The sequence below is a fragment of the Rhodanobacter sp. DHB23 genome (genome assembly GCF_014842975.1).
Taxonomy (GTDB): Bacteria; Pseudomonadota; Gammaproteobacteria; order Xanthomonadales; family Rhodanobacteraceae; genus Rhodanobacter_A.
Genome location: NZ_JACYXK010000025.1, coordinates 306,833 through 321,151, shown reverse-complemented (window position 1 = coordinate 321,151; position 14,319 = coordinate 306,833). Strand labels below are relative to the sequence as shown.

At 51.3% G+C, this 14,319-nt stretch carries 10 protein-coding genes; 2 read left to right on the top strand and 8 right to left on the bottom strand.

Annotated elements, in window-relative coordinates; genetic code table 11:
• Positions 1-744: MraY family glycosyltransferase (locus IHE47_RS08455; protein ID WP_192105448.1), on the top strand; the 744-nt coding region annotated here is incomplete at its 5' end.
• Between the two features lie 265 nt (positions 745-1,009).
• Positions 1,010-2,521: a hypothetical protein gene (locus IHE47_RS08450; protein WP_192105447.1), complete on the top strand. Its 1,512-nt coding sequence runs from the start codon at positions 1,010-1,012 to the stop codon at positions 2,519-2,521.
• A 226-nt stretch (positions 2,522-2,747) separates the two neighbouring features.
• Here IHE47_RS08450 and IHE47_RS08445 read toward each other — a convergent pair whose 3' ends face one another.
• The 8 genes from IHE47_RS08445 to IHE47_RS08410 all read right to left on the bottom strand — a co-directional run bounded on the left by IHE47_RS08445 (position 2,748) and on the right by IHE47_RS08410 (position 14,231).
• Positions 2,748-3,968 (bottom strand): glycosyltransferase family 4 protein, encoded by a 1,221-nt coding sequence (locus tag IHE47_RS08445; protein WP_192105446.1) that lies wholly within the window; start codon positions 3,966-3,968, stop codon positions 2,748-2,750.
• A gap of 175 nt (positions 3,969-4,143) precedes the next feature.
• The gene (locus IHE47_RS08440; protein WP_192105445.1) at positions 4,144-5,250 is read right to left on the bottom strand and encodes a glycosyltransferase family 4 protein; all 1,107 of its coding nucleotides are present in this window, start codon (positions 5,248-5,250) and stop codon (positions 4,144-4,146) included.
• Complete coding sequence (asnB, locus tag IHE47_RS08435) at positions 5,247-7,106, bottom strand: asparagine synthase (glutamine-hydrolyzing) (protein ID WP_192105444.1); 1,860 nt, start codon at positions 7,104-7,106, stop codon at positions 5,247-5,249. Before asnB (IHE47_RS08435) ends, IHE47_RS08440 begins: the two co-directional genes overlap by 4 nt.
• 80 nt (positions 7,107-7,186) lie before the next feature.
• Positions 7,187-8,527, bottom strand: a complete 1,341-nt coding sequence (locus IHE47_RS08430; RefSeq protein WP_192105443.1) for a hypothetical protein — start codon at positions 8,525-8,527, stop codon at positions 7,187-7,189.
• Positions 8,528-8,642: 115 nt separating this feature from the next.
• On the bottom strand, positions 8,643-9,833 hold the full coding sequence (locus IHE47_RS08425) for a glycosyltransferase (RefSeq protein WP_192105442.1): 1,191 nt from the start codon (positions 9,831-9,833) through the stop codon (positions 8,643-8,645).
• Between the two features lie 2 nt (positions 9,834-9,835).
• A complete protein-coding gene (asnB, locus tag IHE47_RS08420) occupies positions 9,836-11,761 on the bottom strand; it encodes an asparagine synthase (glutamine-hydrolyzing) (RefSeq protein ID WP_192105441.1) in 1,926 nt (641 codons plus the stop codon).
• A 50-nt stretch (positions 11,762-11,811) separates the two neighbouring features.
• On the bottom strand, positions 11,812-13,041 hold the full coding sequence (locus IHE47_RS08415; protein ID WP_192105440.1) for an oligosaccharide flippase family protein: 1,230 nt from the start codon (positions 13,039-13,041) through the stop codon (positions 11,812-11,814).
• An 89-nt stretch (positions 13,042-13,130) separates the two neighbouring features.
• Positions 13,131-14,231 carry a DegT/DnrJ/EryC1/StrS family aminotransferase gene (locus tag IHE47_RS08410; protein ID WP_192105439.1) on the bottom strand — a complete coding sequence of 367 codons (1,101 nt, stop codon included), beginning with the start codon at positions 14,229-14,231 and terminating at the stop codon, positions 13,131-13,133.
• Positions 14,232-14,319 lie beyond the last annotated feature (88 nt).

Below are 14,319 nucleotides of genomic sequence, written 5' to 3'. Positions count from 1 at the left end.
CTAGGGCGACTGTTCAACCATGATTTGGCCTTGGGCTGGCTTGGCATTCCTCTTACCGTGGTCGCCGTAATCGGCTTGGTTAATGCCTTCAATATGATGGACGGTATTGATGGCCTCGCTGGCGGCCTCACTCTGGTCTGTGCTGCGGCTATCCTGCATTTCACCAATGCCCCCCCCTCCGGCATGCTGACCCTGATGGCACTGCTGATTGCAGCGATCCTGCCCTACTTGGCGACCAATCTCGGCCTGCTCGGCCGCAAGATCTTCATGGGTGACGCTGGCAGCATGCTAATCGGCTACGTGCTTGCATGGACGCTGATCTACCTGAGTCAACACCCCGGGTCCCACCTGTCTCCCGTGGACGTATTGTGGTGTGTTGCACTACCCGTGCTCGACACTCTGGCCGTAATGTTCCGTCGCCTGCGTGAGCGCAAGTCACCGTTCAAGCCGGACCGTGGACACATCCACCATATCCTGATGGGCATGGGCCTGGGTTCACGCTCCGCCTTGGTCGTACTATTAGCGCTGGCCGCCACGATTGCCTTCATCGGCAGTCTAGTACGCCAATTGGACCTAGGAGCCGGCACCAACCTCGCTGCCTTCATAGTCTTCATGGTTGCGTACATCGCGATGGCCAACCGCACTTGGGCACGCCAACAGGCGCGCACAGCGGGCAGGGTGCAGTCGCGTAACCGACCTGCGGCGAATGATGAAGTCGCCATGCAACAGCAGAAGACACTTTAATCTCGCTACATAAAGCACTTTCGACCTATTTTCGTGGCATTACGAAGGATTCGAGAAGAGTCGCCAGCAAGCAGGTCAAATTCATCCAGCCCCGATAGCAAATCACCTTTCATCTCACAAATACTTGCTTGGTGAAAATTGACGATGGCGCGCCTATCATGGGCCAACAGACATGCAGTAAACGGAGATTCCGTCCACTGCACGAGATAACAGCATAGATAGAGAGCTGCAAGTAGCTTACTTATACCGGATCGGAGGCGCCAGCATGCGTTCGCTCACTGCCCTATTCATCGCTTCGGTTTGCGCCGTCGCTACAGCATTCATGTCGACCGGCTCGCAAGCAACGGGTATTACAAACACGATTCCCACGGACTTTTCCTGCTCTGGTCCAGTGCATAACGAAGCCATCAGCTTGTGGGAGCATGGTCTGCGAAATTATTTCGCCGATCAAATCAAGGACGGACTCACCGTGAAAGGTGATGTCTATGTTTTGTACTACACGCAAGAGGATCTGCAACCTTTCGTTGAAATGACACGACGCTGCAAGGATCACGTGCAAATTGCAGAGTTGGTTGCAGTGCTCTCCCCCGCCCTCGATTCGTTGAAGTCACTACCGGAATCCCCGGCCTCGAAAGGCTGGATTTGCACCGGTGGTTCTACCTGTACCGCAGCCAACCATTTGCTAGGCCATGAAGTACAGCTGTGCAGCGCACAGTTCCTTGGCCTGCTTGGCGCGGTAGCCACCGATATCGTGGAAACGATACCGGAAAACCAACGCAGCAGCACTGAAAAAGCTTTCGTAAGCGATGCTGGAAGCACAATTGCAGATCAAATAAACAGATGGTTATCGCCTGATTATTTCAAATGGGTCGCGGATCGATTGAAGATGACGCCGGCCAGCGTGGTCGATAGCCAATCCAAGTATTTCTTCGCAGATCGCGACCTCTGGTTCATGACCTCGCTTGCCGACCTCGCAGAGCTGCACCAAGCAGGGATTCGACTGGATACTGCCGGAACCAATTCGTTCAACTCGCTGCAATCCAAGCGCCAGCAAATCGCCGGGATGTTTGACCTGTTTTTGACACGAACCACATTGACCAATACTTCAAATGGGATCCGCGCGGAGGTCGATCGCGGCTTTTGGCGTAATTACTCTGACTCGAAGTACGCACTGTACAACACCGCAGCCAGCCCAGTGGCATGCAATAAGGACTCAACGGGCCACATGCAGAAAAGCATTCGCGTCGAAAGTAAATCTTCGTACATTGATGCCAATGTGGGCTGGGATATCAGTCACGCTCGGCGACTGGTGCCTGCATTGGAAACATTTGTTCGCAACCGCACGGCTCTTGCTACTATCTTCGGTTACCACAACACGGCTTTTGACCCGGCTAAACTACAGCAGGCCTACGCCCACCAAATTGCAGACACCATCTGGAATAAAGATTCTCAATATCCATTATTTAGCAATTTCTGGGATGGCAGCAATGGCTGGTATCGCTCCGGTTACAACAACGGCACTGGAAGCTGTACCACGGGCGATGCTCCTTATGGACTAGCCTGGTCTTTCCCAACAGGAGGATACCCACAATGGGGAGCATTCAATAATACGATCCGCGATCTCGGCATGCGGATATTCATACTTTCAAATTCAGATGACCCGAAAGCGAAAGCCTTCATGGCCAAGAACTATCCCCAGATTCTGCCGTCGACATCCACCACCAATCAGATTTGGCGTTTGGCGATGATTTCGTCCCTCGTTGACACCACTATCTGACTCAGCACCTGAGGCATCCTCACGTTTCATGCAGGAATACTCATCTGATCAAGTACCGATGGCGGAAGTGCTCGTGCGGCAATGATCATCGCGTTCACGATGGTGCCCTACGCGAAGCAGTTAAAGTAACTCCGGACTCTAAACCGGCCCGCGACTCAAAGCGGGGGGACGTCGCGATCACCGCACACAACTCTGCCCACGGCACCACCTGATCCATCTCCAGGCACTACTTCTGCACCTCAGTCATGATCAGCGCCATTTTCTCCGCCAAGGATTTACGCGAATAATTGGTCGCTGCACTCGAAGCAGCCAATCTCATTCGGCTCATCGCTGGCGAGTCGTCAACTAACTTGCAAATTGCTGCTACGTGCGCCTCGACGTCCTCGGCAGCAAGGCACACCCCCGCTCCACTTTCGCTGACAATCCTGCTTGCCTCTCCTGGCACACCACTGAAGAGGATTGGGATCCCCATTCCCATAGCTTCAAATATCTTTGCAGGTCTCGTCATCTGAAAAAAGCTCGATTTACGGAGTGGCACCAGTGCTAAATTGCACACGCTCCACATATGCGGCATCAATTCCCCTGGTTGCCTGGGAATCATACGGACATTCGAAAGCTGTCGCTGCGCGGCAAGATTTTCAATTCTAGCCCTTTCAATTCCCGCGCCAACGAATACAAAAGCAATATTACACCGGTCACGCAAGGCAGAAGCCATATCGATGATCATGTCTAATGCATATGCCAATCCATGCGTCCCAAGAAAGCCGACTACGAATTTATTCTCCAGATCATATTTTTTTATTATTTCAGAATCGGGCGGCATGGGACGATAGCGCCTCAGATCGACACCATTTCCGATCAAATGGACCTTCTCTTTGCGGACACCCTTGCCACAAATACCATCGTGGATACCTTGGGTAACAGCAATAATTGCGGTTGCGCGCCAATAAATAAATCGCTCAACTACCTCGAAAAGCCGGATAAGCACATTACGCGGCATGGCTCCTACTGCAACTATTGATTCCGGCCATAAATCACGAATCTCCAACACAAAAGGCTTACGCCTGAGTGCCGCCACCAACCACCCGCCAACAGCACAAAAGAACTGTGGCGACGTGGCCACCACAACATCTGGCTCGCGCTCAAATAGGGCAAAAAATGTGCCCATTACCATAAAGCTAACGAAATCAAGGGTGCGTTTAACAAAGCCCTTATTCTCAGTCATGTAGGTCTTGACGCGCACAACACGGATACCACCCATGACCTCAATTTGCCTCCAGCGATTGCGGTATCCCGAAAACAACTTCCCTTCTGGAAAATTGGGTGCGCACGTTACCACAGTTACTTCATGACCAAGATCGATCCAATACTGCGCATGCTCGTAAAGGCGGGCAGTCAGGGCATTACTTTCCGGAGGGAAATTATCGGATAAAAAGAGAATACGCATTCAGTCACTCATCTTTCTAAAATCTACAGCGATACGTACCGCAGGGCTTCAACCATCATGACATTCATCACTCCCTGCGACTCTTACACCACCAGAATTGTTTCAAGAATAGTTGCCCATACGCATCTGGCAACAGCCCACTAACTCCACCGACCATATGCCAGCATCGCCTTTGCTACAAATTCTTGTAGAAATTGATCAGCTTTTCCGCCTCATTTGGCCAATTGTATTTTTCAAGCACCGCTTGACGGCCAGCCTCTCCCATACGCGCGGCTAGCATTGGATGACCAGATAGATTTCGTAGCGCTTCAACAATAGCTGAAGATGACATCGGATCCACACATATGCCAGCTTGTGCTCCATCCACGATCCGGCGCCACAATGGGAAATCCGATGAAATAACGGGTAGTCCTGCCGCCATATATTCAAACATTTTGATCGGCAACGAATCCAAATAAGCGCGCGTAGGCAACAATGTCACCATGCCCGCAATGCTTTCATTTAACGCAGAACGCACTCCATCGCGATTCACTTGGCCACGGTAGTCAACCTGAGACCAGCCTGGCATAGCACGCAATTCTTCGGCAAAGCCCTTATCGGCAAATTCACCACATAATATTAGCCCCATATCCGGCACTCTTGGTAGCGCCTCAATAATCGGCTTCAATCCACGCGCACGAGAGATGCTACCTATATAGCAAACATTTTTGCACCTTTCTGAACGCACCTCAGCCGGCGTTAGCTCATCAGGCACTGGATAGTTATTTATATCAATCGATTTAGACGTAACTCTCTTAAAACGCTCCGCAATAAATGGTGTGGCGGCCACCACCGAGAAGAACCAGCGCGCACCTATATACTCGAACACTTCTGACAATTTCGCCACTATTCTTCTCATCCATGGCCGAATCCATTCCTTGTCCAATATGTCGCGCGGCAAGTCCTCATGCGAGTCATAAATAACCCGCTTTCCAGAAAGGCTTAGAATTATGCCGTAAGGAATTAGCTCAGGATCGTGAAAGTGGTAAATGTCAGCATCGATGCCACGTGCCATCCAATAACAGCGCCACCCATGTTGAAACATGCGCATAAAGCGCCCAGAGGATGCTGGCATAGCATGCAAAAATACATTCTTCGCAGCAGCCTTTTTGACAGCTTCATCGGATGCTGTAATTATCAAATGCGTTTCATAACCGGCGTTTGCCAATGAAACACATTCTTTTTCAAAAATGCGAATATCCAACCCACGATGTGCTGATGACATATGGCAGACACGCATCATGCCGTCACCTCTACCGGAGGCGGCATACGCACCGGCTTGACCAACCACGCCAGCATCAACGCCTCGTCCAACAAATTTCTGTCATCAGATAACCTCTCGGTCGTCAAACGCCGTTCAAGATCCACCCCCGCCTTTAGATGGCTTGCTAGCACTCCACGATGTTCAAGTATGCGCTTACGCAAACTCACCCCAATCCCATCATTGAGCCATGACTGCGTTACATCAAACCCGCGTTTTCGGCGATTGAGTCGAATAAAATCAGGCACGACTCCTTTATCGATCTTTCGTAGCGCCCACTTGCCAAAACCCTTAGCGATCTTCAAGCGCGAAGGCAATGCTAGCGCCAGTTCCACTAATCTATAATCCATAAAAGGAAGGCGTGTCTCCACACCATGCCACATCGAATTGCGATCCTCGTACCGCAGCAGACTTGGAATACTCCAACGTTGCACATCTTCTATCTGGCGCGCTCTTAACGACGAGCCTTGGTCACCCCATAAATTAATGACTTCCGGCTCCCAATCAAGCAACTGGAATGCAAAAGCCCCACGGCTCCTATAGCGACTCAAGCTCTGCCAATACATTTTTGCTTGCCGAGCTTCGTGCAACAACATCAAACCGAGTGACCATGCAAAGTGCATCGCTCCACGTGGATCACGTTGGCTCAACGCGTCACGCAACGCCACTACAAAAAATTTGCGATAGCCCCCGAATGATTCGTCGCCCCCTTGACCTCCAAGCAATACCTTAAAACCAGCACTTCGAACAGCGCGGAAAACTTCATTTTGCGCCAATACGCTCAGGCCGCTAAAGGGAGCCTCTTGGGCAGTTAATAGATGCTCCAACGAAGCATCTAGCGAATCGATTCCGTGCTTTGGCCATACGAATTCAGCACTAATACCCACTTGTCTTGCGAAATTAGCAACGACAGGGCCTTCGGAACTCTTCGCAGTTGGAGAACCATATGTAAAGCCGCTAAGACACGAGACATGCCGTGATGCCAATGCAGCGATACTAGAAGAGTCAAGCCCACCACTGAGGGATACCGCTAAAGGAACATCACTGCGTAAACGTAACTGTACCGCGCTCTCCAAAGTCTGCTGGCACTCGTTCATGGCCTGCTCGTCCGAACACATTGCAAGTGCCGCGGCTCGATTAAAAACAGCTTCATTTAGGTTGTACCAGTGCTTTTCGGTAATACCAAGGCCAGCATCCGAGATGCTTACCTTCACCCAAGCCCCAGGAGGTACCGAATTTACCTTGCGAAACGGCGCTCCAGATTCTGGCAACTCGAACGCCTTGTAGCGCAGACCACGAGCGCAGTAACCGACATCTACCTCGTCACCAACACTTGCCGCAATACCTGCCGCAGAAGATGAAAACACCAATCCCCCGCACGGCAATCGCCCCCAGAGTAAAGGTTTTACGCCGAAGCGATCACGCACCAGCCACAATTCGCCTGTGCGTCTATTGAAAGCACCGAAGGCGAACATTCCATTTAATTTTGCAAGCATCTCCACCCCCCAATGTGCCCAAGCTTTGAGGAGTACCTCCGTGTCGCCTTTTGTATCAAAATTATAACCAAGAGTTGCAAGTTCCTGGCGTAGCTCAAGATAGTTATATATTTCACCGTTATAAACAATCGCCCAACCGGAGTCACAATCTTCCATTGGCTGTCCGGAGCGGCCATCCAAATCAATGATTGATAATCTTGTATGTATCAACGTTACCTTGTGGCCATTTAGCGCATGGCTAATCTCTCGACTTGAATCAGGGCCGCGCCTAGCAATAAAACGGCGTAAAAAATCTTCACCGATTTCGTTATTGACTGAGGATGAACGTACAGTACCAGCCACACCACACATTATGTGTATCCCTTGATGACACGCAATCTTTCGTTTATGCAAACATCGCTGTAGAAAGCAGGTTCGCGACTTTAATTAAAGTATTGCATTAAACCTAATTTAGGGACGACTGACGGTCTATCTAACTGACCATCACGCGCATAATGCGCCTCAAGCAACCATAATACAAACAGCGCAATTCCAAAGCCGGCCGAGAAAAATGTGTAAAACAAGCCCGCGCTCGCAAGAGCAATCGCCGGCCCAAGCAATAATCCTTCAGCCGCGCCACGTGGAATGACATCGCGCGCCATGCTATCACCAACTCGCAAAATACATCCCAAGGAAACACCCTGTACAAGCACGCCAAAAATGCCCCATCCGGCAAAAGCGATACCAATCCAGCCCACGTTAGGTGAAAAAGACCTTCCCCAATAGACCATTGCGATGCGATCAACAGCACTCTGACCAGGGCTGCCGCCCAAAAGCCCTCCAAAAAAGTTACTGGTAAAATACATATATGAATGCGATGAAAAGTAATTAAAATACAAGCTATGCATGCCGGCCGGTATGAAGAAAATGCGCTCAAGCAATGCATTGCCCATTGTGTTTTTAGTCATCGCAACAATCAACAAGACCAGCGCCAATAAAGGGGCGCCTATCATGAGCGACTTGATAATGTCTATTCTATTCCCAAGAACGAGCAATCCAATCATCACAAAAGGAAGTAACAAAAATGCCTTAAAGCTAGTCATACCGAAAAGCAATATTTGAATTACCACCATTAACGCGACTCCACCCCAGCGTAAAATGCGCCAACGAGCGCTCAACGGCCGCACCGCAAGAATAATCACAACCATGTCAAGCACGTAACCAACCCATTGGACGAATTGGAACATCCAAGGCGCTACCTGGTCCTTGTATTCGGCGCGCGAGTCGTACACTTTGGTCAAATCAAGATTAAACCTGCTCAGTCCACCACTTGTAATTAAGAGCACGAACACCATAGCTACAATCGATGCCAAGCCGGCCCACGCAATATATCGGAAACGTAGACCAAGGCGCGGCAAGCGCCACACCTTTCCAACCCGCGCAACCAACACGGCGGTCAGAAATCCGAGAACGAGAGTTACTGGATACCATACAGGCAAATCAACACAGCCAAATATGGAAAGAAACGGCAAAATAATTAGCACGAATTGCGTAGACAAAACAAATCTACTAACTCGCCGATGGTTACTCATGCCAGAAAATGACATAAGGCAACCCAAGGCCATGATATAACCCATCGCAACTTTGATTGGATTCAAATGCCCAAATGTTCGATAGATTGGGTCATCGAAATAAATCGGCAAAATAAAAAATAGCAACACAGAATCCAACATACCCTTATATGCAAGAGTGAGGCATGCATCAATAACACCGGAACGAGTCATATCACCCCCTCAAACTCGAAAACAACTGCAGAAACATCAATCAAAATGCAAAGCGCATTGGCACACTATTATTTATTTTACCTCTATTATTTCTACCGAATCTAATCCATTCACGTTATTTTTCAATTATCTGAATGCGCAAGTTAGCATAAACATCAAGGAGCGACTTTTCTTGCGCATCCCAGCAATAAATTCGACGAGCCATTGCACCCTCTTCCGCAACAATCAAGTTATTCATAAGCATAATTTGAGTTATCCCGGCTTTCAAATCTTCTAGCGTATCTCCCGTCACGCATAGCCCAACTTCAAATTGCCTCATGATCACGCGCGGCTCAACAAGATTTGAACATAATATCGCCGGGCCCGCCATGAGGTATTCGAAAAACTTGTTAGGTAAGCACCATGCATAACTTTTACAATTCTTCTCAATGAAAACCAGCCCAAAATCAGCAGATGCTGTGTAATCCAATAAATATAGTGGCGACACTGCCGCCCTACAATAAATGTTCTTAGTATTCGCCGCAGCGAATTTTATCATCTGCTCCAATGGGCCATACCCCATAAATACAGCCACAACATCATCGCCAGGCATTTCGGAAAACGCCTGTAAAATTTTTTCTATTCCACGCCCGGGCGATAACCCTCCTTGGTACAAAAAAATTTTCTGATCCGCACGAATACCTAACTCCTCGCGAAATCTATTACAAGACCCAACCATTTCGCGATACGGAGGACAATTAAGCACAAGCGCCGGGGTTTTAATCCGATAGATACGTCTATACGCCTTGGCGATGGATGCGCTTACCGTTATGACTGCGTCAGCATGGTGAATGAATGTCCCTTCCAGGCGAGCCTTCGCGCGAATGTGCCCGCGACTCGCAGGGCCATCGCAGTCGATCTCAAATTCGTGCGCGTCATAGACAACCCGCTGTCGACCAAGATGCATCCATTTCGATAAAACACCTACAGGCAATGTATCCAGATCATTGCAATGCAGAACATCAAAGCTCCTACACTGAAACAACGCCTTTAGCATGAACTCTACGTATTTCAGAATTTGCACCGGTTTCCACTTGGACCATCCACGAGTCCACAATTTAATGCGCTGAACCGGTATCCCAGAGATAACCTCCTGCAATGGCAAGCCATGAGCATGTAGCGCCAGCACTTGGACATGGTAGCCCGCCCCCTTCAACGATAGGGCCTCCTTCAATACGCGGCTATCGTTCGTAAACTCATTGAGGACAACTAGACATACCCTACTACCCTTCGCAGATTCGGCACCGCGCACGGCATTCGAAGACATCTTCAATTTCCCTTGGAGCAAGCCCGGAGGACTTGTGTATCACTGTCTAGATGCATCAGATGCCACCATCTTGCATAGTTTGCCAACCGCCACGTCTGCCAGCTGAATTTCTTCGGGTCCATCAGTGCATTTTCACTCTGTCTGATGACCTCGGCTCCGCTTAGAAACGGAATTGATGCGGCACCACCTAGCCATGTGCGCAACACCGGAAAAATGCTTTGCAGCCATGCCCGCTCGGGTGTTGCAAAACCAACTTTGTCTTTGCGATCCAGTATTTCGTCCGGAACGATTCCACGCATGGCTGCGCGGAACACGGACTTCGTCTCACCCGATTCGGATATCAGATACTGCTCCGGTTGCGCATAAAGGAACTCACAGAATTCAGACGTCAGGAATGGCACCCGACTTTCTATCGAAAAGCGCATTGAGTTGCGGTCTCCATGACGAAGCAAGCCGGGCAATCCCCGGTTTTGCAAGGATGAACGCAGATGCCCAATCACTCTTCTGTCTGCAGCTACGTCCCTATCCCGGTAGCGATCTTCCGACATCCTCACGCCCGCCGCCCGGAGCATCGCTGCATCGATCCATTTTGGCGTCACCTGGCGGCCAGTCCACCTGCGTACGCCCGCGTAAGCCCGATCCGAAAAAGTCTCACGGAATAGATCGAACGCTGTTTGCCTGTAGCTGCGACCAGGCCATTGGCTCCAAGCCCTTGCGAAGCGCAAGGCGTGAATACCCTTTCCTCGCGATAGCAGGCTCAACATTCGATAGCCTGAGTAGCCGTTGTACCCGGCGAGCAACTCATCGGCACCTTGCCCATCCAACGTTACTGTAATGCCCGACTCACGCGCCAATTTGAATACCCGGTATTGGGCGTAAATGCTTGTGCTTCCGAACGGCTCACCTTGCATCCGTACCAAGTCGTCAATATCACGGGCGAGTTCTTCGGCATCTGCACTGACTTTATGGGCCGTGGCACCAACATGTTCATTAACAATGTCTACCCAGCGCTCTTCCGACAATCCCGCATTCGATGCGACAAAGCTGAATGTGTGAATTGGCAGATCAGGCTCGACATGCCTCATGGCACATACCACGGCCGAGGAGTCGATTCCGCCTGAAAGCGCTGCGCCAAGAGGCACGTCGCTGCGCAATTGACGTCGGATATTCCGCAAAAAGATATCCCGCACAACATCCGTGGCTTCAGCGAAGCTGAGTTTGGACGTCTGCTCGATGTTTGGTGACCACCAGCGCCGCATGGATGTAATTTTGCAAGTCGCGACGTCCAGCGAAAGCAGGTGCGCAGGCATTAGTTGTGAGACGCCATCGACAAATGTGCGTTCGCTGCTGTCGTAATCGCCATGCACAAGATAGTCGTAGGCCCTTTGCAGATCGGGGCCCGGTCGACTTGGAAGCAAATCGAGGACGGCTGGCAATTCGGACGCAAAGTAAAATGCGCCGCCTATCGTTGAATAAAAGAACGGTTTGATCCCAAATGGATCACGCGCACAAACCAGCGTCCCGGCAATCTTATCGAATACGGCAAATGCGAACATTCCATCGAGGCGCCCGAGACAGCTTTCACCCCATTTGACCCAGGCATTCAGAAGCACTTCTGTGTCAGAGGCGGTACGAAACTGCACGCCAAGCGCGCGTAATTCATCACGCAGTTCGATGTAGTTGTAAATCTCGCCATTGAACACCAGTACGTAGCGGCCATCATCGGAGTACATCGGTTGATCAGCCGCACTCGCCAAGTCGATGATCGAAAGGCGGGTATGCCCCAGCCACAACTCTTTGCCGGAGTATTCGAACCGCAACGCATCCTGATGATTGGGCCCGCGATGGCGCAAGGCATCCAAGCCCGCCTGCATCCGATCAGTCAAGCCTGTTCCCGAATCAACGGCAGCACCGATCAAACCGCACATGACAGCCTCACTTCAAATGACTGAACCATCCTGTTATTCATATCAGCAACCTAGTCGGCGCCATGTGCAACCGTGCGAAGGCGCGCCTCCACAACCGCCACGATCACGATGGCATAGACGATGTAACCGAGCATCGCCGTAGCCGATAGTGCAGCGATGAATTGCAACAAGCCGAGATGCCAAGCTTTTGCAAGCAGGAATGCCACCGCTATAAGCACAATCGACACGACATCGTAAATCAGCTTGTATTCCTGCGCCTGCAGCGCAGACAACACCCCACTCAGCGGACTTACAATTAGTGCAACATACATCCAAGGTGCAATGATGGCTGCGACATATCCCGCCTCGCGCCATGCATGACCGAAGACCCAAGGTACCAGCAGTGGGCAAAGCACCATCACACCCACCATCGGCAGCAGCCCGATCAAGGCTAACTTGCGCATGAGCTTGTAGAACAATCCGCGCACTCTCGTTGCATCACCCGCCACGACAGCACTCGAAACCTCCATTTGGAAGACGTCCGCCACCGCAGTACCAATCTGCGCATTGGGTATTCCGACGATCGTTCTCGCCAGGCCATACCATCCTGCAGCAGACGCGCCAAAGAGCGTAACGATCATCGGCACAGGTAGCGATGCAGTGAGTTGATTGACCCAGGTGGAGGGGGTTTCGAACAAGGGAAATTTCACATATCGCTTCGCAGCAGCAGCTATCTCCCGCCCCAGGACTCGTTCGGGCCTACTGGATACAAAATGCCGCCGAACATTTCTGGTCAACTTCAGCATCGCTGCCCACGATGCCATGAACTGGGCCGCAAACAGCGCCGGTATTCCGCCGGTCAGAAGCCCCAGCGCGATACTCGTAGTAGCGCTGGCAGCCGATCGCATGACCGTTGCCTTAGTAATTTGCTTGACAATGCCTGCACGCAACGCCCATGAGCGATACACCATGAACACGCCGTAACCCAGCAGGATCGCTACACCTGCAAGCGGCGCCCAGTCTGGCAGTAATCCGAACCCAAGCACCTCCGCTCTGTGCAATCCCCACAGAACCGGCAGTCCAAGAAATGACATGCCCACAACCACGGCCACGGCCAAGCGCAACACGACGTGTGATTCCGCGTCGTCCTTGGCAATCAGCAAAGCATATTCGTAGCGCAGTGACAGCGCCGGCGACCAGAAAGTGAAAAACGAAATAAACAGTGCAATCACACCCATCTGCGCAGGGGTGTACAGACGGGTGACGACGGGCGTGGAACAGACGTTGATGGCTTGTGCCATCGCAGTTCCACCGGCGAGTGTGAGGATGCTTCTCGTAACGCGTCCTTGGGGAAGACGCGCCGCGATGCGCTCACGCAACGTCAAAGACATCAAGTTTGACCAACACAGAATTCGATAATTGCCGAAACGACACGTTCTGTATTGCCGACATCCAGATATGGGTGCATTGGCAAACTCATTACTCTTTCAGCCACAGCATCGCCCACCGGAAGATTTGCCGCTACATCAGCGACAGCAGGTTGCCGGTTCAATGGAATCGGATAGTGCACTGCACTAGGTATGCCAGCCGCCTTCAACCGTTCTTGCAGGTCGGCTCGATTGTCAACCTGGATCGTATATTGAGCCCAAGCACTGACGTTGTGTGCTTCAACAATTGGCGAAGCAATACTACCCATCTCTCCGAAAGAACGCGCATAGGCTTGGGCCACCCGCTGCCGAGCAGCAATTTCGTCATCCAGAATTTCGAGTTTCGGCAACAGGATGGCGGCCTGCAGCGTATCGAGTCGGCTGTTCACGCCCACGCGCACGTGGTGATAGCGACGATCCTGGCCGTGCCGGGCGATCTGCCGCATCACCTTGGCCAATTCGTCATCGTTCGTAAAAATAGCGCCGCCGTCACCATAGCAACCCAACGGTTTGCTGGGAAAGAAGCTGGTGCAGGCAATGGTGGTAGTGTTGCAGCTTTTGCGCCCCTTGTAACTGGCACCGAAGCTCTGCGCAGCATCCTCGATCACCGTGATTCCATATTTGGCGGCAACCGCGTTGATCGCATCGTAATCGGCGCATTGACCATACAGCGACACGGGAATGATCGCCTTCGTCTTCGTCGTGATAGCTGTTTCCAGCAGATTTGGATCAAGGTTATAGGTGCGCGGATCGACGTCCACGTATACCGGCTTGGCCCCCAACAGTGCCACAGTTTCCGCTGTGGCGATGTAGGTAAAACCAGGAGTGATCACTTCGTCGCCGGGACCAATACCCAGTGCCATCTGGGCAATCTGCAAGGCATCCGTGCCGTTGGCCACACTGATGCAATACTTGGCACCGACGTAAGCTGCCAGCCTTTCTTCAAGCTCAGTCACTTCCGGGCCGAGGATGTACTGGCCATGAGCCAGAACACGCTGGATACCCGCATCAATCTTGTCCTTGATGCGGACTTGCTGGGCCTTCAGGTCGATGAAGTCGATCATGTACGAAGTTCCAAAATGAGTGTCGCTTACACAGAACGGGATCGCTCTGGCAGGCCATCACGTATGCCAATAAGGACGATCATGCATA